At 65.9% G+C, this 24085-nt stretch carries 25 protein-coding genes; 7 read left to right on the top strand and 18 right to left on the bottom strand.

The features are described from left to right. Position 1 precedes the first annotated feature (1 nt). The gene (locus OCK02_RS10405) at positions 2-1879 is read left to right on the top strand and encodes a CHASE2 domain-containing protein (protein WP_263812984.1); all 1878 of its coding nucleotides are present in this window, start codon (positions 2-4) and stop codon (positions 1877-1879) included. An 18-nt stretch (positions 1880-1897) separates the two neighbouring features. Here the strand turns inward: OCK02_RS10405 and OCK02_RS10400 are convergent, their stop codons facing one another. Then, positions 1898-2530, bottom strand: coding sequence for a FecR family protein (locus OCK02_RS10400; protein WP_263812983.1), 633 nt, complete (start codon positions 2528-2530; stop codon positions 1898-1900). A gap of 142 nt (positions 2531-2672) precedes the next feature. Between OCK02_RS10400 and OCK02_RS10395 the strand changes: the two genes are divergently transcribed. Continuing rightward, a complete protein-coding gene (locus OCK02_RS10395; protein WP_263812982.1) occupies positions 2673-3269 on the top strand; it encodes a sel1 repeat family protein in 597 nt (198 codons plus the stop codon). Between the two features lie 55 nt (positions 3270-3324). Here OCK02_RS10395 and OCK02_RS10390 read toward each other — a convergent pair whose 3' ends face one another. Continuing rightward, the gene (locus OCK02_RS10390) at positions 3325-4359 is read right to left on the bottom strand and encodes a proline racemase family protein (protein WP_263812981.1); all 1035 of its coding nucleotides are present in this window, start codon (positions 4357-4359) and stop codon (positions 3325-3327) included. A gap of 212 nt (positions 4360-4571) precedes the next feature. Here OCK02_RS10390 and OCK02_RS10385 point away from each other — a divergent pair, with 212 nt between their 5' ends. Together OCK02_RS10385 and OCK02_RS10380 are read left to right on the top strand one after the other, a co-directional pair. Then, positions 4572-5375, top strand: coding sequence for a phosphodiesterase (locus tag OCK02_RS10385; protein WP_263812980.1), 804 nt, complete (start codon positions 4572-4574; stop codon positions 5373-5375). A gap of 106 nt (positions 5376-5481) precedes the next feature. Then, complete coding sequence (locus OCK02_RS10380; protein ID WP_230807400.1) at positions 5482-6117, top strand: DUF1236 domain-containing protein; 636 nt, start codon at positions 5482-5484, stop codon at positions 6115-6117. 64 nt (positions 6118-6181) lie between these two features. Here OCK02_RS10380 and OCK02_RS10375 read toward each other — a convergent pair whose 3' ends face one another. Next, complete coding sequence (locus tag OCK02_RS10375; RefSeq protein WP_263812979.1) at positions 6182-6844, bottom strand: phosphoribosyltransferase; 663 nt, start codon at positions 6842-6844, stop codon at positions 6182-6184. A gap of 232 nt (positions 6845-7076) precedes the next feature. Here OCK02_RS10375 and OCK02_RS10370 point away from each other — a divergent pair, with 232 nt between their 5' ends. Further along, positions 7077-9431 carry a methyl-accepting chemotaxis protein gene (locus OCK02_RS10370; RefSeq protein ID WP_263812978.1) on the top strand — a complete coding sequence of 785 codons (2355 nt, stop codon included), beginning with the start codon at positions 7077-7079 and terminating at the stop codon, positions 9429-9431. Positions 9432-9489: 58 nt separating this feature from the next. Here the strand turns inward: OCK02_RS10370 and OCK02_RS10365 are convergent, their stop codons facing one another. Beyond that, the gene (locus tag OCK02_RS10365) at positions 9490-10434 is read right to left on the bottom strand and encodes a nucleoside hydrolase (protein ID WP_263812977.1); all 945 of its coding nucleotides are present in this window, start codon (positions 10432-10434) and stop codon (positions 9490-9492) included. A gap of 182 nt (positions 10435-10616) precedes the next feature. On the opposite strand from OCK02_RS10365, the gene OCK02_RS10360 reads away from it, so the two are divergent. Both OCK02_RS10360 and OCK02_RS10355 read left to right on the top strand, forming a co-directional pair. Next, positions 10617-11048: an Hsp20 family protein gene (locus OCK02_RS10360; RefSeq protein WP_230807404.1), complete on the top strand. Its 432-nt coding sequence runs from the start codon at positions 10617-10619 to the stop codon at positions 11046-11048. 138 nt (positions 11049-11186) lie between these two features. Further along, positions 11187-11444 carry a DUF1150 family protein gene (locus tag OCK02_RS10355; RefSeq protein WP_230807405.1) on the top strand — a complete coding sequence of 86 codons (258 nt, stop codon included), beginning with the start codon at positions 11187-11189 and terminating at the stop codon, positions 11442-11444. Between the two features lie 18 nt (positions 11445-11462). Here OCK02_RS10355 and trmB read toward each other — a convergent pair whose 3' ends face one another. The 14 genes from trmB to OCK02_RS10285 form a co-directional block, all read right to left on the bottom strand. After that, on the bottom strand, positions 11463-12164 hold the full coding sequence (trmB, locus tag OCK02_RS10350) for a tRNA (guanosine(46)-N7)-methyltransferase TrmB (RefSeq protein ID WP_263812976.1): 702 nt from the start codon (positions 12162-12164) through the stop codon (positions 11463-11465). Positions 12165-12247: 83 nt separating this feature from the next. Then, complete coding sequence (gene metK / locus OCK02_RS10345; protein ID WP_230807407.1) at positions 12248-13504, bottom strand: methionine adenosyltransferase; 1257 nt, start codon at positions 13502-13504, stop codon at positions 12248-12250. Between the two features lie 176 nt (positions 13505-13680). After that, positions 13681-14097, bottom strand: a complete 417-nt coding sequence (locus tag OCK02_RS10340) for a helix-turn-helix domain-containing protein (protein ID WP_230807408.1) — start codon at positions 14095-14097, stop codon at positions 13681-13683. 146 nt (positions 14098-14243) lie between these two features. Continuing rightward, the gene (gene lnt, locus OCK02_RS10335; protein ID WP_263812975.1) at positions 14244-15830 is read right to left on the bottom strand and encodes an apolipoprotein N-acyltransferase; all 1587 of its coding nucleotides are present in this window, start codon (positions 15828-15830) and stop codon (positions 14244-14246) included. Between the two features lie 141 nt (positions 15831-15971). Next, the gene (locus OCK02_RS10330; RefSeq protein WP_263812974.1) at positions 15972-17186 is read right to left on the bottom strand and encodes a hemolysin family protein; all 1215 of its coding nucleotides are present in this window, start codon (positions 17184-17186) and stop codon (positions 15972-15974) included. 12 nt (positions 17187-17198) lie between these two features. Further along, complete coding sequence (gene ybeY / locus OCK02_RS10325) at positions 17199-17702, bottom strand: rRNA maturation RNase YbeY (RefSeq protein WP_263812973.1); 504 nt, start codon at positions 17700-17702, stop codon at positions 17199-17201. A gap of 21 nt (positions 17703-17723) precedes the next feature. Next, positions 17724-18779 carry a PhoH family protein gene (locus OCK02_RS10320; RefSeq protein ID WP_263812971.1) on the bottom strand — a complete coding sequence of 352 codons (1056 nt, stop codon included), beginning with the start codon at positions 18777-18779 and terminating at the stop codon, positions 17724-17726. Between the two features lie 28 nt (positions 18780-18807). Continuing rightward, on the bottom strand, positions 18808-20208 hold the full coding sequence (gene miaB / locus OCK02_RS10315; protein WP_263812970.1) for a tRNA (N6-isopentenyl adenosine(37)-C2)-methylthiotransferase MiaB: 1401 nt from the start codon (positions 20206-20208) through the stop codon (positions 18808-18810). A gap of 75 nt (positions 20209-20283) precedes the next feature. Then, entirely contained in the window at positions 20284-21072 is a 789-nt protein-coding gene (locus OCK02_RS10310) for a lysophospholipid acyltransferase family protein (protein WP_263812969.1), read from the bottom strand. Positions 21073-21111: 39 nt separating this feature from the next. Further along, complete coding sequence (locus tag OCK02_RS10305; RefSeq protein WP_230807415.1) at positions 21112-21540, bottom strand: Fur family transcriptional regulator; 429 nt, start codon at positions 21538-21540, stop codon at positions 21112-21114. A gap of 68 nt (positions 21541-21608) precedes the next feature. Further along, positions 21609-22103: a GNAT family N-acetyltransferase gene (locus OCK02_RS10300; RefSeq protein WP_230807416.1), complete on the bottom strand. Its 495-nt coding sequence runs from the start codon at positions 22101-22103 to the stop codon at positions 21609-21611. A 3-nt stretch (positions 22104-22106) separates the two neighbouring features. Then, entirely contained in the window at positions 22107-22769 is a 663-nt protein-coding gene (gene tsaB, locus OCK02_RS10295; RefSeq protein ID WP_263812968.1) for a tRNA (adenosine(37)-N6)-threonylcarbamoyltransferase complex dimerization subunit type 1 TsaB, read from the bottom strand. 30 nt (positions 22770-22799) lie between these two features. Beyond that, entirely contained in the window at positions 22800-23369 is a 570-nt protein-coding gene (locus OCK02_RS10290) for a NifU family protein (protein WP_230807418.1), read from the bottom strand. A 115-nt stretch (positions 23370-23484) separates the two neighbouring features. After that, positions 23485-23973 carry a universal stress protein gene (locus tag OCK02_RS10285; protein ID WP_230807419.1) on the bottom strand — a complete coding sequence of 163 codons (489 nt, stop codon included), beginning with the start codon at positions 23971-23973 and terminating at the stop codon, positions 23485-23487. Between the last annotated feature and the right edge of the window lie 112 nt (positions 23974-24085).

Below are 24085 nucleotides of genomic sequence, written 5' to 3'. Positions count from 1 at the left end.
GGTGCCCCTGGGCCTGCGATCTTTCGGTGGGAAACCGCTTCTTGCCGGTATCCTCGCAAGCCTGATCGGCGCATTCCTGATCCTCGCCTTCGCCGACACCCTGCTCGCGCGGCCGCGCGAACTGTTCTTCGATGCGCTGACGCAGGCCGTAGCCGCCCCGGAGACGGACCGGCTGCTGGTCGTCGACGTCGATCGCAGGTCTTCCCAGGCGGCTCCCGGCGAGACCTGGGGCCGGGCGCAGTCGGCCGAACTCATCGACGCACTGGCCAATGCCGCCCCGGCCGCGGTGGCGCTCGATTTCGTCTTCAGCAGCAATTGCGACCCGGCCGATCCGGCCAACAGGGCGCTGGCGGAAGCGATCAGCCGGGTTCCGACCATCCTCGGCTTCCTGGTCGGCGACAGCTCCGGGCACCCCCCGCAGCCGGTGCCGGAGCTTGCCGTGCAGCGGCCGGTGGCCATCCCGGACCTCTGGTTCGTCGAAGGAGCCGAGGCATCCTGCCCGCTCTTCCAGAACCGGTCGACAGCCGCGGCAGCGGCCTTCTTCGTCGGAGACGGCGATGCGATCGTGCGACGCGTCTCTGCCTACACCATCATCGACAATGCGCCCTATCCCGCCCTGGGACTCGAGGCGGCGCGGCGTGCGGCCGGTGCAGGAACCCCGGTGCTCGGCGGGACGCCGGCATGGATCCGCCTGGACACGCGACTGCTGCGGCTGGACGATGAGGGAAGCCTGCGCTTTGCCGCCTCGGACGCGCAGCGCATCGCCCGCCGCACCGTCTCTGCCATCGACGTGCTGAACGGCGAGGTCGCCGCCGATCGGATCCGCGGCAAGGTGGTGCTGGTCGGCAGCAGCCTGCCGACGCTCGGCGGGCTCAGGGCCAGCGCCTCCATGCCGCTCGAGCCGTCGGTGCAGATCCATGCCGACGTCGCCGGCGCGATCCTGACCGGCTTCATCCCCTCGCGCGACCGGCTCCTCGTGCGCTGGGAAGCGGCATTTGCGCTGGTTGCCGGCATTGGCGGGGCGCTTGCCGTCACGCACATGCGCCCCACCCCTGCGGCGGCGGCGGGCCTCGGGCTGATCCTCGCCACGGTCGCAGGCTCCGCGCTGGTCTATCGCCAGAGCGGCCTTCTCGTCGACGCGCCGGCAATCGCCATGGCGCTGGCGGCCGTCCTGCTCGTCACCGGCATCCTGAAGTTCGCCGACGTCCGCCGCGCCGAACAGACCGCGCGCCAGCGCTTCGGGCAATACCTGCCCCCCTCGGTGGTGTCGCGCTATCTCGACAATCCGCGCCTCGAGCGCGTCGGCGGCGAGGAGCGCCAGGTGACGGCTCTCTTCACCGATATCGAGAACTTTTCCGGCCTTTCCCGCAGGATCGGGCCGCAGAGGCTGGTGGCGCTGCTCGATACCTACTACCGCGAGGTCAACACGCTCGTCTCCGAGTATGGAGGGATGGTCAACAAGGTCGTGGGCGATGCGGTGCACGCGCTCTTCAACGCGCCCGAGGATCTCGAAAGGCACGTGGACCGGGCGATCGACTGCGCGATGGCCATCGGCGCGCTGACGGAGGAGATGCGCCGGCGACCGCAGTTCTCCGAGGCGGCGTTCGGCCGTACCCGCATCGGCATCGAGACCGGCATGGTCGTGCTCGGCGACATCGGCCCCGGCAGCACGCTGGACTACACCGCGCACGGCGAAGCCATGAATATCGCAGCGCGGCTGCAGGAGGCCAACAAGCTGTTCGGCACCGCCATCTGCATCGGCCCCGCGGCCGCGGCCGAGACCGCCCGGCCGCTGCGCTCGCTCGGCGTCCACGAGATCCGCGGGATCGCGCCGATGGAGATCTTCACCCCTGTCGAGGCTTCCGGCGGGCAGCCGTGACCGCCGGCGAAAGGCCCGTCAGCGCACGCCGATGCTGGCATAGGCCTCGCGGATGCGGGCCTCGCCCCATTGAACGACCGGGCCGGGCGGATCGCCGGCCGCGGCGACATCGACGCCCTCCCCCGCCCCGACCTCGCGCGTGACGCCGGCGGCGGTAAAGCTGACCAGGCCGCGTTCGACGAAGACGGCGAAGGCGCTCCTGTTCGGCCCGGCGAAGAACTTCGTGCCGCGCACGCCGATCATGCCGAAGGCGGTGCGTATCGTCAGGTCGATCTTCGGCTGCTCGTCCGGCCGGTCGAAGATCATTCCGCCGGTGCCGAGTTCGATCGTGCCGCCCTGGTCGGCGATGAAGCTGTCGACGAGCAGTTCGGTATGGCTGCCGAGCAGGAGCTTCGTCGCTTCGCCGAGCGTCATTTCGGCGAAGCTGCCGTCGCCGGTGAGAATGACGTCGCGATCCATGATGTCGGCGCCGACGCCCATCGCCGCGAGCTTGCCGCTCGCCCGGCGACTGACGGAGCCGCGCACCTCATCGACCGTGCCGATGACCGAAGCGGCGGCCGCAGTGTCGCCGGCGAGGGCCGTCAGGGCGAGGACGCCGCCTGCGATGAACGTGCGGCGGTCGACGACCAGGCGATGTCTGACTTCCTGCATGATGAACCTCTTCGTCTCTTCCCGTGCGTCCGTTGGGCGAAGTCCCGACTATGCCCCGTGGCAAGGATACAGGCCTGTCCCCTCGGGAACAAATTCGCGCTTGCGCGACGTTTATCCTGTGCACAGGTAAGGGAGACGGATCTTGCGTAGCACCAGAACGAGAACGGCCGGGATTGTTTTCTTCATCGCCACGACGCTGGTCGCGGCGGCGCCTGCCGGTGCGTCCGGGCTCTCGATCGAAGAGCAATGCGATGCCGCCGCCGCGAGCCGGCACGACAGCAGCCGCAACCCGGCCTTCCCGACGGTCGAGGACGGGCAGATCGCGATCGGCGTGGCGCTCTCGGCCTGCCGCGAAGCCTACAATGCCGGCGGCGGCGCCCGCATCGCCTTCCAGCTCGCCCGCGCACTGGAGCAGGGCGGCCAGGGGCTTGCGGCGGAAAACCTCTACCGCGAAGCGGCGGAAGGCGGTCACACGGTCGCCATGGTGCGCTACGGGCAGCTTCTGCAGAAGAAGGGCGAACTTGCCGCAGCCCATGCACTCTACCGGCGATCGGCGGAGGCCGGCGACCGGCTCGGCGCCTATGCGCTGGGGATGTCCTATCGCGACGGAATCGGCACGGCTGTGGATGCGAGCAAGGCGGCCCAGTGGCTCGACGCGGCCGCCGCCGGCGGCTACGAAATCGCCGCCCTCGTGGCCGATTTCCCGCAAGCGGACACGCCGGTCGACGGCGCACATTGAAAGGGCCAGTGACCCGGGGACATTCCCCCTAAGCGGCCGCGGCCCTCGCCCGGCGTCAGCCGATCTCGCCGGCCTGCGGGCCCCAGGTGTCGGTCATGGCGAAACCGTTCGCCAACGGGTCTGTGGGGTCCAGCGCCACCTGATGCAGCCCGAACGTCCAGCCGCGGCCGGTGATCGTCGGGATAATGGCCTTGCGGCCGGCCACCTCGGTCTCCGCCTCCAGTCCCACCTCGAACTGCGAGCCGATGATGGAGCGGGAGCGGAAGCTGTCGCCCACCTTGACCTTCCCGCGCGCGTGCAGCGTCGCGAGATTGGCGGAATTGCCGGTGCCGCAGGGGGAGCGGTCGATGCGGCCGGGCCACATCGTGGTCGCCGTGCGGATCGTCCCGTCCGCCTCGCGCTCGCGGAACATCACATAGGCGATGCCGCTGATCTCCGGGATCTCCGGATGGACGACGGGCATGGCCTTGTTGATCAGGTCCTTCAGCGTCATGCCGGCATCGACCAGCTTGCGCGCGTTGGCCTTCTCGATCGTCGTGCCGATCTGCTCGACGTCGACCAGCGCATAGAAGATGCCGCCATAGCTGATGTCGAAGCGGATCCGCCCCCAGTCGGGCGTATCGATTTCAGCATCGAGCTCCTGGACGAAGGACGGCACCATGGTGAGCCTGACCTTCTCGCAACGACCGTCGCGGCAGGTCGCCGTCGCCTTGACGAGACCGGCGGCGGTGTCGAGCACGACCACCGTTTCCGGCTCCTTCATCTCCACGATGCCGCTCTCGAGCAGCGCCGTCGTGACGCAGATCGAGTTTGAGCCGGAGGAGGCATGGGCCTGGTCGGCCTGGAGGATGATGAAGCCCGCATCGGCCTCGGGGCGTTTGGCCGGCAGGAGCAGGTTCACCGAACCCGTCGCGGCGGCGCGCGGCTCCAGGCAGAGGAACCGGCGCAGGCTGTCGTCCACGGTGTTGATGTGGTTGAGCTGTTCGGCGATCGAGTTGCCGGGGATCTTCGGCACCCCGCCGATCGCGACCTTGCCGATCTCGCCCTCGCAATGAACGTCCAGAAGCTGGATCGTGCGTTTCCATCTCATCGCGCCACTCCACTCGCTCTTGTCCCGCGCCGCCGCTGCAGCACGGTCGATCGCCATCCTGCTACATCACGGCGGGGCGCAATCCAACTGCTTTCATCGCCTGCACCGCTCAGTCCCCGGATCGTCCCATCGATGCCCGGGCAGCCCGAGGGCTTGACCGCTGCATCGCCGCCGGAGACATTTCGCCGCCACCTTTCTTCACGGACCTTTTCATGACCAAGCTCATCGTCTTCACCGACCTGCACATGACGCCCGAAGGCACGACCATCATCGGCCTCGACCCGTTCGAACGGTTGCGCAAGGGCATCGACCATGTGAACCGCCATCATGCGGATGCCGACCGGGTGATCTTCACCGGCGACCTCACCCACCGTGCCGATACGGCCTCCTACCACAGGCTCAAGGCGCTCCTGTCGACGCTCGTGCCGCCGGCCGCGATCACGATCGGCAACCACGACCATCGCGGCCGTTTCCTGGACATCTTCGATCACGTCACCCCCGACATGGACGGCTTCGTACAGCAGGCGATAGACTTCGACGACTGCCGGGTGCTGCTGCTCGACACGCTGTTTGCCCCGCCTTACGACTATCCGGCCAGCCACGCCGGAATGCTCTGCGACCGGCGTCTTGCCTGGCTGGACCAGCGGCTCGCTGAAGCCAGGGCGCCGGTCCTGCTCTTCATGCACCACCCGCCGCACCGTACCGGCTTCACCGGCATGGACTCGATCCGCCTGACGAACGAGGCGGCGTTCTACGAGGTGGCGCTGCGCCACGGAAATGTCCGCCACATCTTCGCCGGCCACGTCCACCGCACGATCGGCGGCTCTCATCGCGGCATTCCCTTCTCCATCTTCAAGAGCCCAGTGCACCAGCAGCCCATGCCCTTCGACACCCCAAACCCCTCGCTTTCGGTGGACGAACCGGGCGCCTACGGCATCGTCGTGCTAACGCCCGAGGGCCTGCAGGTCCACACCGAGGACTTCGAAATCGCGCGGCGCGACAGCGTGATCGCGTAACACTTCGTTACCTGGCCTCCTTTCCGTCACCGGGAACCGTAAGCGCCGCGGCACGTTCTGTTCGGCGAAGGGACACGCAGATCCAGGTAATCGGAAGGAGATACCCATGTACAAGATCCTGATGACGGGCGTTGCGCTCGCGATCGCCGGCGCCTCGATGGCCCACGCGGAAGAGCGCAAGGAAAACCCGGGCGCGGCTGCGGCAACCGGCGGTGCGGCCGGCGCCCTGACGGGCGCGCTGGTCGGCGGTCCGGTCGGCGCCGCGATCGGTGGGGTCGCCGGTGCGACGCTTGGTGCCGCTTCGGCCGTTCCGGAGGAAACCCGCGTCTATGTGATGGAGAACCCGGTGGAGCCTGTCGTGCTCGACGGGCCGGTGACGACCGAGACGCGCCTGCGCGACGACGTCGTGCTGACGCCGATCCCCGACCAGCCTGACTTCTCCTATGTCTATGTCGAGAACCGGCCGGTGATCGTGCGGACCGACGACCGCCAGGTGGTCTATGTGGACGAAGTGCAGACCGGCAGCGTCGCTCCGCCGATCCCCGAGACGACGATCACCTACATCGAGCGTCACCCGGTCGGCCCGGTGGTTCTCGAAGGGCCGGTCGCAGCCGGCACGGTCGTTCCCGAGGACGTCGACATCGTCGCAGTCCCGGAAAGCCCGGATTACGGCTATATCTATGTGGAAGACCGTCCGGTACTGGTCGACCGCGGCAGCCGCCAGATCCTCTGGGTGCGCTAACCTCCGAACGACCCAACCTGACGAACGGCCCGCAACTTGCGGGCCGTTTTCCGTGGCGGTAGTTCTATCGCAGATCGGTCGTGGTTCGCGCCATGAGATCGATCACCTCCCGGTCGGAAACCTGCTCGAAATCGCGATAGTGGCAACTGACGGCGCGGAAGCCGGCCGGTTGCCTGAGACAGACGATGCGGTCGGCCGAGCGTGCCAGCAGCCGGAGGGTCTCCGGCGGACCGACCGGCACCGCCAGGGTGATGGAGGCAACCGCCTGCAGCCGCAGCGCCTTCAGCGCCGCTGCCAGCGTCGCGCCGGTCGCAACGCCATCGTCGACGACGATGACATCGCGGCCCACAAGCGGAACCTCCGCCCTGTCGCCCCGATACGTCCGGCGCTGGCGCTCGATCTCCGCCCGCTGCCTGGCCGCCTCGGCGTCGATATAGGCAACCGTGGCACCGCTCAAGCCGACGAGTTCCTCGTTCAGGACCACCTGCGGCTCGCCGCTTCCGGCGATCGCCCCGATCGCGACCTCGGGGTTTGACGGCGCACCGATCTTGCGTACGAACAGGAGGTCCAGTTCCGCGCCGAGCGCGGCTGCGATCTCGGCGGCCACGGCGACGCCGCCGCGCGGGATGGCGAGGACGACCGGCTGCCCGATCCTCTCGCCGGCAAGCACCGAGGCCAGTTTTCGCCCCGCATCCGGGCGGTCCTCGAACGGCTGTCCATCTGGCATTTCCGCCCTCCCGCAAGGAGGCGCTAGGCTGAAAATCGAGCCGCATCATATCAAGTTCATTAATGACTTGCAGATATTTGAATTGCTTGGACGGACAAACGGCGAAACGTCAGTTACGTCCCCCGGGAGCCGGTCGGCCTGTCCCGTTCTCCATGATGGAGCCATCCCCATTTCGATTGCGTCCCACCGCCGCGCGGCCCGCACGGCGAACGTCTCAGCTCGTGAGGATTTCATGTTCAACATACGGCCCAAGTCGCTCGCGACGAAGCTGATCGCGGTCACCGGCGGAACCATCGCCGTCGTCCTGCTTGCATCGAATTTCATCCTGATCTCGCAGTCGAAGGATCGCGTCGAGGCGCTGATCCTCAACGAGGCCAACAGCGAGGCGCGTGCCATCTCCGAGGACGTCGCCGGCGCCATCGGGGAACTGGCAAGCGCTGCCCGCTCGAACGCAGGCATCATCGCCAAGGGACACGAGGGCCAGTATCTCGACCGCAAGGCGGTCATCGACATGCTGCGGGTCGGCGTCGAGGCGAACGACTTCGCCTTCGGCAGCTGGTACGCCGCGGAAAAGGACACCTTCGACGGCAAGGCGTCCGAATATGCCGGAAACAAGGACTTCGCCGGCAGCAAGGACGGCACCTTCAACCCCTACTGGACGAAGAACAAGGAGGGCGGCCTGACCTTCTCGACCTTCGAATCCGACTACGAAGGCGGCTGGTACGCGCTCGCAGCCAAGAGCGGCAAGGGCGCCATGAGCCCGCCCTATACCGAGAGCACGACCGGCGACAACGTCTCGATGGCGTCCATCGCCTATCCGGTCCTGTCCAACGGCAAGCTGATCGGTGTCAGCGGCGTCGACGTCCGCCTTTCGACGTTGGCCGAGCGCGTCTCCGCGCTGCGCCCCTTCGGCTCCGGCCGCGTTCTCGTCCTGACACAGACGGGCAAGTGGCTCGTCCCGCCCCAGCCGGACCTTCTGATGAAGGACTATGACGGCGCCGGCAGCGACATCGTCAAGGAGGCCCTCGGTGCGCAGAAGCCGGGCTTCATCGACAATCTGTCCTTCGACGGCCAGGAGCCGTTCGACCGCGTCGTCTATCCGGTCGAATTGCCCGGCGTGAACACCACCTGGGCCGTCCTCGTGGACATCCCGCATTCGGCGGTCGCTGCACCGGTGCGCGCCCAGACCGTCATGATGGTTCTCGGCGGCGCGATTGTGCTCGGCGTCGTCCTGCTCGGCCTGTGGCTCGCCGTCCGCCGCTTCGTGCAGAAGCCGCTCGCCAGCCTCGTTGCCGACGTCGACAGGCTGGGCCGTGGAGAATACGCCGGACCCGTCCGTGGCCAGGAGCGCACGGACGAGACCGGCGCTGTGGCAAAGGCGCTCGACGGCTTCCGCCACCAGCTCGCCGACACCAGGCGCCTCGAGGCGGACGCGGAAAACCAGCGGCAGATGACGGAGAGCGAGCGCAGCCGCGCCGAATCGGAGCGCCAGGCCTCTGGCGCCCTGCAGCGCGACATCGTCTCGCGGCTCGCCGAAGGGCTTTCGCGGCTCTCCGCCGGCGAGCTGTCCTACCGCCTCTCCGGCGACTTTCCGGGCGAATACGAAAAGCTCAAGAGCGACTTCAACTCCGCCATGGGCAGCCTCGAGGAGACGATCGGCACCGTCAACGCGTCGGTCGCCAATATCGGCAACGGCACCAACGAGATCTCCAACGGCGCCGCCGACCTGTCGCATCGCACCGAGCAGCAGGCCGCAAGCCTGGAAGAAACGGCGGCCGCTCTCGACCAGTTGACCTCCCAGGTCAATTCGAGCGCCGAGAACGCCCGCGTCGCCGCCCAGTCGGTCGCCTCGGCCAGCGAGGACGCCGGCCGTTCGGGCGAGGTCGTCCAGAAGGCCATCACGGCCATGAAGGGCATCGAGACGTCCTCCGGCGAAATCTCCAACATCATCGGCGTGATCGACGAGATCGCCTTCCAGACCAACCTTCTGGCGCTGAACGCCGGCGTCGAGGCGGCGCGGGCGGGCGAGGCCGGCAAGGGTTTCGCCGTCGTCGCCCAGGAAGTGCGGGAACTGGCACAGCGCTCGGCAAATGCCGCCAAGGAGATCAAGACCCTCATCAACGCCTCGGAAACGCAGGTGCGCGAGGGCGTCGATCTCGTCGGCCGGACCGGCAATGCGCTGGAAAAGATCGCCCAGCAGGTCATGCAGATCAACGACCTGATCCGGCAGATCTCGTCGTCGGCCTCCGAGCAGGCGGTCGGCCTGAAGGAGATCAATTCGGCCGTCAACCAGATGGACCAAGTGACCCAGCAGAACGCGGCGATGGTGGAGGAAACGACCGCCGCCAGCGTCGCGCTGAACGAGGAGGCGCGCACGCTGCAGTCGCTCGTCGCCCGCTTCCGCACCGGGCAGACACAGGCCGTGGTGCGTCCGACCCAGCGTCCGGCACAACGTCAGACGCAGGCGGCGGCACCTGCTGCAGCGGCGCCCCGCGCGGCTGCCTATCGTCCTGCCTCTCCTTCCCGCGCAGTTCCGCAGGTCGCCGGCAATACGGCCCTTGCACAGGACAACTGGGAAGAGTTCTGAGCCTGGAACGGAGCATAAGACAAGCGAACGGCGCCGCCCCTGCGGCGCCGTTTTCGTATCAGAGACGCGCCACGCGCTCCGTCAGCAGGTCGAAGAAGCCGTCTGCGTCGACCTCGCGCATGACCGTCGCATTCTGAGGCCGGCCGGTGACGTTCCACCAGTCGACGACGGTCATGCCCGTCGTCAGCGGCGATGCCGTCTCGATTTCGACATTGCAGGCGCGGCCGGCGAACAGTTCCGGCCGCAACAGGTAGGCGATCACGGTCGGGTCGTGAAGTGGCCCGCCGTCGGAACCGTACTTCTCGACGTCGAAGCGCTCGAAGAATTCCAGCATGGCGACGAGGGCGCGGGCGGGCGGCGTGCCGATCGCTCGCAGCTTCTCCACCCGGCTGCGATGAGTGAGGACCTTGTGGGTGACATCGAGCGGCATCATGACGATCGGGACGCCGGACCGGAACACCGCATCGGCGGCCTCCGGATCGACATAGACGTTGAACTCCGCGGCCGGCGTGATGTTGCCGCCCTCGAAGAAGCCGCCGCCCATCATGACGATCCCGGCGATGCGGCCTGCCAGATCCGGCGCCTTCTCCAGGGCGAGCGCGACGTTGGTCAGGGGCCCGAGCGTGCACAGCGTCACCGAGCCGGGCGGCTCGCTGCGGATCGTCTCGACGATGAAATCCACCGCGTGCATGTCCTGCAGCGCCATGGTCGGCTCTTCGAGATCCGGGCCGTCGAGGCCGGTCTTGCCGTGGACGTGCTCGGCGGTAACGAGAGGACGGCGGAGCGGCGCGTCGGCGCCCGCGTAGACCTTGACGTCCGTCCGGCCGCAGAGCTCGCAGAGGATGCGAGCATTGCGCGCCGTCAGGCTCAGGGGAACGTTGCCGGCGACGGTGGTGATGCCCAGCACCTCCAGTTCGTCGGCGCTGCCGAAGGCCAGCATGATCGCTGCGGCGTCGTCCTGGCCCGGGTCGGTGTCAATGATGATCTTTCTGGGTTGCGACATGGGCCTTCACATCTCCGAATCGTGTTGTCGCGCCGGCAGGACGCGGCGAAACGGCGACTATATTTGCCGGACGTCACTTCGCAAGCGTCTTGCACGGGTGCAGCGCAACACCCATATTGGCTCATGCAGGGATGCCGAATGCGGGTCCCGCAACAAGTCGCTTGAAACCAAGGACTAACGACATGAGCCGGATTACGCCTTTCGCCAGCCCACTCCTTCTCGGCTTCGACGCCATGGAGAAAACCCTCGAGCGGATCGCCAAGGGCAATGACGGCTACCCGCCCTACAATATCGAACGCATTCGCGCCGATGGCGCTTCCGGCTCCCCGGAACGGCTCCGCATCACACTCGCGGTGGCCGGGTTTTCGGAAGAGGAGCTCGAAGTGACGACCGAGGAGAACCAGCTGATCGTGCGCGGCCGCCAGACCGACACGGATGAGCGGGACTATCTCTACCGGGGCATTGCCGCACGGCAGTTCCAGCGCATGTTCGTCCTTGCCGACGGCATGCGGGTGCTGGGCGCCGAGCTTCGCAACGGCCTTCTCGCCATCGACCTTGCACGGCCCGAACCTGAACGCATGGTAAGGAAAATTAACATTTCCGTACCAGACTAGGCCAAGTGCCGTTCCTGCGGGAACACCCGCCGGAGCTTCACCCACATACGGATATTTTCCGGATGCACCGACGGGTCATATCGACGGCGGGCATCCGGCAGGCCGGTAACCAATCCGGCATATTGCCAGGAGGCAAACATGGGACTGAAAGCCATCACCCCTCAAGTCACCAAGGCGGACCTCGCCCATCTGGGCGCGGGCGAAGTGGGCTATATCCGCAAGATGCGCGCCGACGAGGTTTCGCGCTGCTTCCCCGAAGCGCCGGATATCGATCCCAGCCTCGACCTCTGGGCTCTCTTCGGTGCCGACGGCACGCCCATTCTTCTGACGGACAACCGTTCCAGCACCTTCTACAAGGCGGCCGAGGACGAACTGCGTACCGTCAGTCTGCACTGACCGAGAACCCTGGCGGGCTCAGGCCCGCCTGAAGGTCAGATAGGCCGAGCTGCGACCTTCGCGCTTGGCCTTGGCCTCGTAGCGCGTGCCCGGCCAGCCGGCGAAAGGCGTCAGCCAGTCGGCGGCATTGTCGGCGGTCCATTCGAACGCGGGGTGGGCCGCGCAATGGCCCAGCGTCCAGTTGACGTACGTGTCGATGTCGGACGCGAAACAGAAGAGCCCGCCGGGCTTGAGCACCCTTGCAAAACGATCGAGGCTGGTCACCGATACGAAGCGACGCTTCCAGTGCTTCTTCTTCGGCCACGGATCGGGATAGAGCAGGTCGATCTGGTCAATGGAGGCCGGCGGCAGCCAGTCCAGAACCTGCATCGCGTCATTGTCGTAAAGGCGGATGTTGCGCGCACCGGTCTCCTCGATCCGCCCCACGAGCTTCGCCATGGAATTGACGAAGGGCTCCACGCCGATGAAGCCGGTCTGCGGGTTCTCGAGCGCACGATGGATCAGGTGCTCGCCGCCGCCGAAACCGATCTCCAACCGGGTCCGCTGCGTGTCGACGGAAAAGAGGCCGGCGAGCCTTTCCGGCGCCGGCTGCGACAGGTCGAGAGCCAGCGTCGGCAGAACCTCGTCAAGCCGGCGCGCCTGGGCCTCGCGAAGCGGCTTGCCCTTGCGGCGTCCGAAAAAGGCTTCCGTGGCGCGGGTCGGGTGCGGCTGTTCTGTCATGGCGGGTCTCTCACGATAAAAGCGGGCGTCTCCCCTGGGAGGCACCCGCTTTACAGTCTTCGAACAGGGTCCGTAAAGGCCGATCAGGCCGCCTTGGCCGTCTCCGCCTTCAGCGCTTCCTTCAGCGGCTTGACGAGATCGAGCTTCTCCCAGGAGAACGAACCGTCGCGACCGGCCTTGCGGCCAAAGTGACCGTAGGCCGAGGTCTTGGAATAGATCGGCCGGTTCAGGTCGAGGTGACGGCGAATGCCGGAGGGCGACAGGTCCATGACCTTGCGGATCGCCGCCTCTACCTCGTCCTCGGTCACCTTGCCGGTGCCGTGGAGGTCGACATAGATCGACAGCGGCTGGGCCACGCCGATGGCGTAGGACAGCTGGATCGTGCAGCGGTCTGCAAGGCTGGCCGCGACCACGTTCTTGGCCAGGTAGCGTGCGGCGTAGGCGGCCGAACGGTCGACCTTGGTCGTGTCCTTGCCCGAGAAGGCGCCGCCGCCATGGGGTGCGGCGCCGCCATAGGTATCGACGATGATCTTGCGGCCGGTCAGGCCGGCGTCGCCGTCCGGACCACCGATGACGAACTTGCCCGTGGGGTTGATGTACCAGTTGCAGTCGCCGGCGATCTTGATGTCGGCCAGCGCCTCACGGATATAGGGCTCGACCACCTCTCGAACCTTCCTGGAATCCCAGCTGCCGTCGAGATGCTGGGTGGAAAGCACGATCGAGGTGACCTCGGCGGGCTTGCCGTCGACATATTTCACCGTCACCTGGCTCTTGGCGTCGGGGCCGAGCTTGGCGACTTCGCCATTGCCGCTCTTGCGGGCGTCGGCGAGCAATTGCAGGATGCGGTGGGAGTAGTAGATCGGCGCCGGCATGAGTTCTGCCGTCTCGCGGCAGGCATAGCCGAACATGATGCCCTGGTCGCCCGCGCCCTCGTCGCCCTGCTGGTCGGCGGCGCTGTCGACGCCCTGCGCGATGTCGGCAGACTGGGCATGCAACAGCACATCGATCTTGGCGCTCTTCCAGTGGAAGCCGCTCTGCTCGTAGCCGATGTCGCGGATCGCCTTGCGCGCCGCGGACTTGAACTTCGAAGGGTTGATGACGTCGTTGCCGTCCTTGTCCTTCTTCAGAAGGCTCGGCGGCAGGCGCACCTCACCGGCGATCACGACGCGGTTGGTGGTCGCCAGCGTCTCGCAGGCGATCCGAACCGTCCAGGGATCGTACTTGGTCTTGGCGGCCTCGCGGTAGACCAGATCGACGATCTCGTCGGAAATGCGGTCGCAAACCTTGTCGGGATGCCCTTCGGCCACGGACTCGCTGGTGAAGAGATAATTGCTGCGCATACGGGATTCCCCTCAATGAAGATGGTCCCGTATTAGTCAGTTCGGTGCCAAAAAACAAGCGCAGAACGACATAAACATATCTTTATATGCGATTATTCCTCTTGAGAGCCCACCAAAAGAAAACGGCTCCCGAAGGAGCCGTTTTCTTGCGTAAGTTTTTCCGTCGAGGCGAGCGTCTATTCTTCCGCCTCGGCAGCGAGCGCCTTCACGAGATCCACGAGCTTGCGGCGCACCTTGGGATCGCTGATCTTGACGAAGGACCGGTTGAGTTGCAGCCCCTCCGAAGAGGAGAGGAAGTCGACCACATAGTTCGAGCTGGACGCTTCGGCCATTCCCGGCTGGTTTCCGGTATTTTCCCCCGGCGCATCCTCGAAGAAAAACGAAACCGGCACGTTGAGTATGCTGGAGATGTTCTGCAGGCGGCTCGCGCCGACCCGGTTGGTGCCTTTTTCGTATTTCTGGATCTGCTGGAAGGTGATCCCCAAATTTTCGCCCAATTTTTCCTGGCTCATGCCAAGCATGGTCCGGCGAAGGCGGATCCGGCTACCGACGTGAATGTCGATCGGGTTCGGCTTCTTTTTGTTTTCCATCATTGCTGTTGTCCTAACGCACGAAATGGCCCCATTTACCCGGCATCTATCATAAGCCTTAACGTCACGTTGTATTCGAGACCTTTTCGGACTTTATAATACTTATAAAATGCCGGTATTCGCCACTATGCAATTTTAGGGGTTTTTGGTCAATTCGCATGCCGGATAAAACCAATGCGAGAAAACGCCCCTATTCCGAAAAAAATTGCAACTGCGGACCAAAACCACAGGTTTCGTGACACACTGTCATGAATTGCAGGATGTTTTCCCGGCATGGTTGCATCGACAAAACCTTCCATATTATAAGGAAGCCCTAATACAATCCTGCCTTTTGCGTCCACGACGGCGGAAATCCCGGTATTGGCCACCCGCACCAGCGGCAGCCCCGTCTCCACCGAACGCACCTGCGCCTGATGGAAATGCTGGTAGGGCCCCGGGGTGTCGCCGAACCATGCGTCGTTGGTGACGTTCAGCAGGGCATCGGTGGAATAGGCGGCGGCCTCGATCTCGTCGGGAAAGATCGCCTCGTAGCAGACCATCGGATAGAATGAGCGGTTCGACGGCAGCGCCAGCACCTGATGCGCGCGCGCTGCGGAAAAGCCGCCCGGCAGCGAGGCGACGGCGGAGACGCCCCAGGAGTTCAGGAGTTCCTCGAACGGCATGTATTCGCCGAAGGGCACGAGATGCACCTTGTCGGTCGCGCCCAGGATCTGGCCAGTTCCGTCGATCGCATAGATGGAATTGTAGTAGCGCGGCTCCTTGCCGGCGCCTGCCTCCTCGGTCCGCACAGCACCTGCGATCAGCACCTGGTCGTCCTCCAGCACGGCGGCGATCCGCGTCAGCGCATCGGGATTGTCCGTCAGGATGAAGGGAATGGATGTTTCCGGCCAGATGATGATGTCCGGCCGCTTCTCGCCGGAGGGCGGAGCGCCGCTGAGCGCCAGGTGCTTTTCGAAGATCGCCACGCGATTGGCGTCGTCCCACTTGCCAGCCTGGTCGATGTTGGGTTGCACGAGGCGGACGGTCACGTCGGTATCGGCGGGGTCGGGCATCACCCGGAGCGCATAGAAACCATAGCCTGCCTGCAGTACCAGAAGCAGCCCGGCGATCGACAGTCCGATCCGCTTGCCTCGGCCCGCCCACAGGAGCGCCGGGGCTGCAAAGACGAATACTGCCAGCACGTTCATGCCGGCGACGCCTATGATGCGCGCCGGCTGCATCATCAGCGGGATCGGCATGGCGCCGTAGCCGACGGCATTCCAGGGGAAACCCGTAAACAGGAACGAACGCAACCACTCGGCAAGGCCGAAGGCTGCGGCCAGCGCGAAGATGCGCCCGACGCCGTCCGACCAGAACAGCCGCGCAAGTGCGGCGGCAAAGCCGTAGTAGATGGCCAGGAAGGCGGGCAGGCCGACCACCGCCAGCGGCAGTGCCCAGGCGAACGCTTCTGCGTCGACGAGCAGCGCGTTGCCGAGCCACCAGAGGCTTCCCAGGAAATAGCCGAAGCCGAAGCACCAGCCGACGCGGAATGCCGGCGCGAGCCTGCGGACGAAGCCCGCATCGGGATCGCCGCTGGCGCCGTCGATCAGCCAGACCAGGATAGGGAAGGAAACGAACAGGGCCGCGAAGAAGCCGAAGGGCTGCAGCGCCAGCACGCCGAACAAGCCCGCCAGGAATGCCGTCAGCGCCCGGCCCCAACCGGACAACAGCATCACCCTCCCCGCCAGACGTGTCATCCCGCCTCTCTCGAACCACCGCGAATCAGCGTGGCAAGTCTTCCAAAAAAAGCAGCGCTTGTCGCGCGCCGTCGGCAGAATGCCGGGGATGTCGAAACGGCATCGGGAAAGCGCCGGCCGGACGGCCGGCGCCTGCCGCCCTCAGGCGTTGCCTTCGGTCTTGCCGTCCTCGGTGAGCACGTGCTCCTGGGGCGGCGGAAACTGCCCCTCGCCTTCCGGCCGCGCCAGACGCCTTCGCGTGGGAGACGAGCGCTTGCGGGTGATGCGCACGCGCTTGACACGCCTGGGATCGGCATCGAGAACGTGGAACTCAAACCCCGGCAGCGCCTGCACGACTTCGCCGCGCACCGGAATGCGGCCGAGGGAGCCGAAGATCAGGCCGCCCAGCGTGTCGGCGTCCTCGAGCTGTTCGCGAATGTCGAAGTCACGGCCGACCGTCTCGGCAAGCTCCTCGAGTTCGGCTCGCGCATCGGCGATGAAGACGTCGTCGGAAACGCGCGTGATCATCGCCTGGTCGTCGTCGTGCTCGTCCTCGATGTTGCCCACGACCATCTCGACGATGTCCTCGAGCGAGGCCAGACCGTCGGTACCGCCGTATTCGTCGATCACGAGCGCCATCTGCGTGCGCGTCGCCTGCATCCGTCCCATCAGGTCGGAGGCCAGCATGGAGGGCGGCACGAACAGAACGGGGCGAATGATGCCGGCCTCGACGACCGTCTTGGTCAGGTCGATCCGGGCAAGGTCGAACTCCGGCTTCGGTGTCTTTGCCGGCTTGTCGCCCGCCGCTGCCGCGGCAACACCGTTCGTCGCCTTGGCGCCGGCTGTCGATTTGCCGCTGATCGCCACCCTGGAGGATGTGGCAGTCTTCGCGCCGTTGCGCCGCTTGTTGCGCGCCTGCTTGGTGACATAGGCGAGAAGGTCGCGGATGTGGACCATGCCGCGCGGATCGTCGAGGCTATCGCAATAGACCGGCATGCGCGAATGGCCGGATTCCTCGAAGATCATCATCAGCTCGCCGATGGTGATGTCCTGCTCCACCGCCTCGATGTCGGCACGCGGCACCATCACGTCCTCGACCCGGACCTCGCGGAAACGGAGAATGTTATGGAGCATCGCCCGTTCCTCGGGCGAGAAGGCGGCATCCCCTTCGGGGGCCGGGGTCCTCAACGCTTCGGCCAGATCGTGGCGAAGCGACGACGCATCGCTGCTCCTGAAGAAGCGCATCGCGCGTGACCAGAAATTCCTTGCCGGACTCGCCTGCGGTTCCGGCCTGGGCGTACTGCCCCCGTCGTCCTGTTCCGAGGCACCAGCCTCGTTGGTATCAGCCGAAAGCGGCTGTGATCTCAAATCGCTCATCGTTCCAAACTGTCAAACCGGGTCGTCCCCGTACGGATCAGATAGGCCAAGCTCGCCCAAAATGCGAGTCTCCAGCCCTTCCATTTCTTCGGCCTCGTCGGTTTCCATATGATCATAACCGAAGAGGTGCAGAAATCCATGCACCAAAAGATGCGTCAGGTGCTCCTCGAACGGCTTGCCCATTTCGGCCGCCTCGCGCACCAGCGTCTCGTGCGCCAGGATGATATCGCCGAGCATCGGGCCCGGCATGTCGCCCGGCTGGACCGGAAAGGCGGGGAAGGAAAGCACGTTGGTCGGCTTGTCCTGCCCGCGCCATTCGGCATTGATCGCGCGGATCGAGGCATCGTCGGTAAAGAGCAGCGACAATTCGGCCGGGGTATCCGGCAGGGGTTGTCCTTCTTCGCGCGCGAGATGACGCGCGGCCGCGCCGATGACGCGCTCGCTCATGGAGAGGAGCGTCTTCTCGGCGGGCCAGGGACCCGCCTCGACGCTGATCTGTATCTCGACTTCGCTCATCGATCCTTGGGCAGGGCCGCCTCAGCGGTCCATATGCTCACTTTCGTCCTGAACGGCGCTCTGGGATTCGTAGGCCCGAACGATCCGCGCCACCATCGGATGGCGGACGACGTCGACGTCCTTGAACCGCACCACCGAAACGCCCTCGACGCCGCGCAGGATCTGCAACGCCTCGACCAGGCCGGATTTCATGCCGCGCGGCAGGTCGATCTGGCTCGGGTCGCCGGTGACGATCATGCGACCGTTCTCGCCGAGGCGGGTGAGGAACATCTTCATCTGCATCGAGGTCGTGTTCTGCGCCTCGTCGAGGATGACGGCGGCATTGGCCAGCGTCCGCCCACGCATAAAGGCGAGCGGAGCGATCTCGATGACGCCGGCGGTGATGGCGCGTTCGACCTTGTCGCCCGGCATCATGTCGTAGAGCGCATCGTAGAGCGGCCGCAGGTAGGGGTCGACCTTCTCCTTCATATCGCCGGGCAGGAAGCCGAGCCGCTCGCCCGCCTCGACCGCCGGTCGCGACAGCACGATCCGGTCGACCGCGCCGCGCTCCAGGAGTTGCGCCGCATAGGCAACGGCGAGATAGGTCTTGCCGGTGCCGGCGGGCCCGACACCGAAGACGAGCTCGGAGCGCTCCATCGCGCGGATATAGGCATCCTGCGTCGGCGTGCGGGCGACGATCGTCTTCTTGCGGGTGGAGATCTGCGACATGGTCAGCTTGGCCTTGCGCTCCATCGTCGGCAACAGGAGCTGGTCGTCGGCGGCAACGGCCATGCGGATCGCGCCTTCGACGTCGGAGAGCTCAACCGAGCCGCCGCTCTGCAGCCGTCCGTAGAGGTAGTCGAGCGCGCGGCGGGCCTGGTTGGTCGCCATGATGTCGCCGCTGATGGAGACAGAGTTACCGCGAGGCCGCGCCTCGATCTGCAGCCGCTGCTCCAGAAGCTTCAGGTTCTGGTCGAACTGGCCGAAGAGTTCGCTTGCGTATCGGTTGTTTTCGAAGGTGAGCACGAAGTGATTTGCGTCTGTCGCAGGCGGTTTCGACTGGCGCGGCGATGTCGTCATCAATTCGTGTCCGTTCAAGCGGCAACGCTCCCTTGCTGTCCGCCCCTCAACCAATCGCCTCGGCGAAAAGGCTGTTCGGGCCGGCACCGGTGATTCGTACCCTTATAATGTCACCGATTTCGGAGCCGTTTGCATCAACATTAACAGGGTGCAGCCAAGGCGATCGTCCGACGAGCTGGCCGGGCATCCGGCCCGGTTTTTCGAGCAGAAGATCGATCTCCTTGCCAACGCATCCTGCAGCGAAAGCCTTCTGCTGCTCGAACAGCAGCGCCTGCAGCCTCTCGAGGCGCTCGGACTTTACACCCTCGGCAACGTGTCCGTCCATCTCCGCACCCGGCGTGCCCGGCCGGATCGAGTATTTGAAGGAGAAGGCCTGCGCATAGCCGACCTTGTGGACAAGGGCCATCGTGTCCTCGAAGTCCTCGTCCGTCTCGCCGGGGAAGCCGACGATGAAGTCGCCGGAAATGGCGAGATCCGGCTGGACGGCGCGGATGCGTTCGATCAGGGCGACATAGTCGGCGGCCGTATGGCGCCGGTTCATCGCCTTCAGGATCCGGTCGGAACCGGACTGCACCGGCAGGTGCAGGTAGGGCATCAGCTTCGGCAGGTCGCGGTGGGCGGCGATCAGCGCCTCGTCCATGTCGCGCGGATGGCTGGTGGTGTAGCGGATGCGGGCCAGCCCCTCGATTTCCGACAGGCGGGCCAGCAGGGCGCCGAGCCCCATCTCCGCACCGTCTCCGCCCTCGCCGTGCCAAGCGTTGACGTTCTGGCCGAGCAGCGTGATCTCGCGCACGCCCGCATCCACCAAACGCTCGGCCTCCGCCACGATCTGGGACAGCGGGCGGGAGACTTCGGAGCCGCGGGTATAGGGAACGACGCAGAAGGTGCAGAACTTGTCGCAGCCTTCCTGCACGGTCAGGAACGCGGCGACGCCGCGGGCACGCGTCTGCGCCTTCTTCGGCGCCGGCAGATGCTCGAACTTGTCCTCGATCGCATAGTCCGTATCGACGACGCGCTCGCCCTCCTTGGCGCGCCTGAGCGCCTCGGGGAGGCGATGATAGGTCTGCGGCCCGATGACGAGGTCGACCGCCGGCGCCCGGCGCAGGATCTCACTGCCCTCGGCCTGGGCGACGCAGCCGGTGACGCCGATCACGAATTCGCGGCCGTCCTTGGCGCGTGCCTTCTTCATGTCGCGCAGGCGCCCGAGCTCGGAATAGACCTTCTCCGCCGCCTTCTCGCGGATGTGACAGGTGTTGAGGAGCACAAGGTCGGCGTCCTCGAGCGTCGTCGTCGGCTCGTAGCCGTCCTTCGACAGCGCGTCCGTCATGCGCTCGCTGTCATAGACGTTCATCTGGCAGCCATAGGTCTTCACGAACACCTTTCGGCTGTTGCGTGAAACGGGTGCCGGCTGCGAGGTCCCGTCGATTGCGGAAATCTGGTCTGTCATGGGCGCGTCTTTAGTCGAAAAAGCCCGGGAATTGAAGCCCTGTCGATCGAGAGCTGCCGGTTTCGGTGGTCGCGGTCAGCGGGCGCGCAGCCTGTCGCCCAGCATCGTGCGAATACGGCCCTCCACCTCGCGGCTCAGCGCCTTGCGATGGCCGGAGGCATCGTAGGGGATCATCTCGCCGAAATCGATGTCGATCTCGAAGGCGCCTTCCTTCAGGATGCCGAGCAGGTGCGGCAGCAACGCGATGTCGCCGGGCCATGCAACGATCGGCCGGTGATAGCGCCCCATCGCCATGCCGTGAATCCCGGTATAGGCGATCGAGAGGGGCTGGATGAAGACCGTCCCGCCCGGCACCTGGGCGGCCGCCGTGGCGGCTGCGCCGAACAGCGAGGTCTTGACCTCGAGCAGGCGGTTTCCGTCCGAGGTCGTGCCTTCCGGAAACAGCACGACGATCTCGCCGTCGGCCATCCGCCGCGCGATCTCGCCCACCTGCTCGCCGGTCTTGCGCTTCTCCTCGCGCACGACGAAGATCGTGGCCTGCAGGCGCGCCAGCAGGCCGAACACCGGCCAGTCGCGGACTTCGGACTTGGCGATGTAGACGACGTCGGCGATCGCACCGAGCACGAGAATGTCCTGCCAGGAGGCGTGGTTCGCAACGAGCATCAGCGGCCGGCGTTTCTCCAGCGCCCCGTGCACGCGCACTTTCAGCCCGAGCAGCGCGCAAGCCGCGCGATGCCAGAGCCGCGGGATGCGGCGGCGGGACTTCAGGTCGAAGCGAAGGCAGAGAAGCTGGGCCGGCAGCAGGGCCAGCGTCACGATCGCAAGGCAGAGAAGGACAAGGACGATGCGGAGCCAGGCGATCAATCAGATCCTGCAAGCAGGCGATGGCATGATGCGACCGCCCTACTCGCCCTCCTTCTTCAGCGGCACGCCGTAGAGCTCGAGGCGGTGATCGACCAGGCGGAAACCATGCTCGCGGGCGATCTTCTCCTGAAGCGCCTCGATCTCAGGCGAATGGAACTCGATGACGGTGCCCGTCTTCAGGTCGATCAGGTGATCGTGATGCTCTTCCGGAACGGTCTCGTAGCGCGAGCGGCCGTCGCGAAAGTCATGGCGCTCGATGATGCCTGCGTCCTCGAACAGCTTGACGGTGCGGTAGACCGTGGAGATCGAGATGCGCGGATCGACATCGGCGGAACGGCGATAGAGCTCTTCCACGTCCGGGTGATCGGCGGAGCTCTCCAGAACGCGGGCGATCACGCGTCGCTGCTCGGTCATGCGCATGCCGCGCTCGACGCAAAGCTCCTCCAGCGTTTTTTCCACTTCCGTCATGTCGTCCCGGTCCCGTCGCAAGCACGTCCAGGGTTCGCAACCGAACATGCGGCCCTGCCAGAAGGGGACTAGCGAAGATCGCGCCGCATGACAAGCGCCGTGGACCGGCGACCGGCCTGCTCGTAATAGGCCTTGCGCTCTCCGACCTTGGCGAAGCCGAGCTTCTCGTAGAGCCTGAGTGCTGCAAGATTGCCTTCGTCGACCTCGAGGAAGATCTCCTCGGCGCCGCGCATGCGCGCTTCGCGCAGGGCCGCCTGCATCAGCCGCCAGCCGAGCCCGGCACGCTCGAACCTGACATCGACGCCGATCGTCAGGATCTCCGCCTCGCCGGCCGCCGCGCGCGCCAGCACGAACCCGCCGGAGGGACGGCCGGATGCGTTGGTCTGCCAGGCGATGAAGCCGAACACGGTGTCCTGCGACAGCAGCGAATGGAACTCGCCGTCGCTCCAGGCGCGGGCAAAGCGCGCCTTGTGCAGGCTCGCGATCACCCCGCGATCCTCCGGCTCGATGGGGAAGATCTCGAATTCGGGCGGCCTGCGGAGGAAGAAGTCTGTCAACGACACGGATCACACCCTCGCAATGGCAAAACCGGCCTGGGGCTTGGCGTCCGGGCCGCGAAGATAGAGCGGCTTCGGCTTGTCGCCAACGGGATCGGCCAGCGCCCCGAGACGGGCCACCACCTCGATCGGGACCGGCCGGGATGGCTCGATCTCGCCGGCGGTCCCGGCAACGAGCGCTGCTGCCGAGCCGATGACGGTTCCCCGGGAGGCTTCGGCCTCCGAGCGCGCCTCTTCGAGCGACAGGACCTGCGGTGCCGTGATCACCGACCCGTCGGCGGCAAAGGCCTGGCAATAGGCCTCGCCGCGCTTGGCGTCGATCGCGACGAACACGGGCGCCGCCGGATGGCCGGAAAGATGGTCGGCTGCGATCGCCGCCAGCGTCGAGACGCCGACGGCCGGCACTCCCAGCGCCAGCGACAGCCCGCGGGCCGCCGCCACGCCGACACGGATGCCGGTGAAGGAGCCGGGCCCGATGGTCACGGCGATCCGCTCGATCGCCGACAGTTCGACGCCGGCGCTATCGAGGGCGGCGTCGACGAACGCCATCAGCCGCTCGGCATGGCCGCGGCCGATATCCTCCCCGGCAAAGCCGAGCGTGACGTTGCTGTCGCTGTCATGGATGGCCGCGAAGCAGCCGCTGCCGGACGTATCGATCGCCAGCAGGATCATCGGTGGCACCCGCGGGAGGGGTGCCGGGAATTACATGACCGCTTCAACTTCCTGAACTTCCGGTACGAAATGACGCAACAGATTCTGAACGCCGTGCTTCAAGGTGGCAGTGGACGAGGGGCATCCCGAGCAGGCACCCTTCATGTTGAGATAGACGCGACCATCGCGATAGCCCTTGAAGGTGATGTCGCCGCCGTCCTGGGCGACTGCGGGGCGGACGCGGGTCGCGAGCAGTTCCTTGATCGTCGCGACGATCGCCTCGTCACCCTCGTCGTAGAACTCGCCTTCCTCGCTGTCGTCGCCGCCGAGCGCACCGCCGGCCATGATCGGCTGGCCGGACATGAAGTGCTCCATGATCGTGCCGAGGATCGCCGGCTTCAGGTGCTGCCAGTCGGCATTGTCCTTGGTGACGGTGATGAAGTCGTAGCCGAAGAAGACGCCGGTGACGCCGGGGACGCCGAACAGGCGGGCGGCCAGCGGCGAAGCCGCCTGTGCCTCGGTCTCGTCGCGGAACTCCGCCGTTCCCTCTTCCAGCACGACCTTGCCGGGAAGGAATTTCAGGGTTGCCGGGTTCGGCGTTGTCTCGGTCTGGATGAACATCTTCTCGTCTCCATGCCGTCGGGTTCAAGGCTCCGCGGCGAATGTTTAGAACTATTCAAAAGAAAATAGGCTTTTCCGGCCGCCGCATCAAGGCATGGCCGCAGGAATCGTGACCTCAGCTCAGCGCGTCGATCTCTTCGTCGGTCAGGGTCTCCGGAATGACGGTAACGGGAATCGGGAAAGCGGCACGGCCGGCGAGCGACGACACCAGAGGTCCCGGCCCTTCCTTGGCCGAACCCGCCGCCAGGACGAGGATCGCGATGTCCCGGTCCTCCTCGATCTGGGCATTGATCTCGTCGGCCGCGTTCCCCTCGCGGATGACGATCTCCGGTTCGATGCCGAGGCTTTCGCGCACCGACTGGGCCGCCTTGGCGACGATGGCCTCGGCCTCCTCGCGCGCCTCGGCGCGCATGATCTCCTCCACGCCCAGCCATTCACGGAAGTCGCCGGCCAGGATCACATAGAGCAGCACAACGCCGCCATTGGAGTTTTTCGCACGCGCCGCCGCATAATGCGTGGCGCGCTGGCACTCCGGCGTCTCGTCGACGATCGCCAGGAACTTCCGCCGGTGTCCCTCCAGGCGTGATTGTCGTGTCGATACCATGTCTCACTCACCTTCGCCCTGATTCCGCCACAGCTTATACCAAATCCGGGCGATGGGAATTGGCCAGCGGCGCGTCACGTTGGCGCCCAGCAGGTTGGCGGCGCCGTGTCGC

It is taken from the genome of Rhizobium sp. TRM96647, assembly GCF_025780115.1.
GTDB lineage: Bacteria > Pseudomonadota > Alphaproteobacteria > Rhizobiales > Rhizobiaceae > Mycoplana.
Note: the sequence above shows the minus strand (reverse complement) of the source record. Positions and strands in the feature narration are given on the sequence as shown.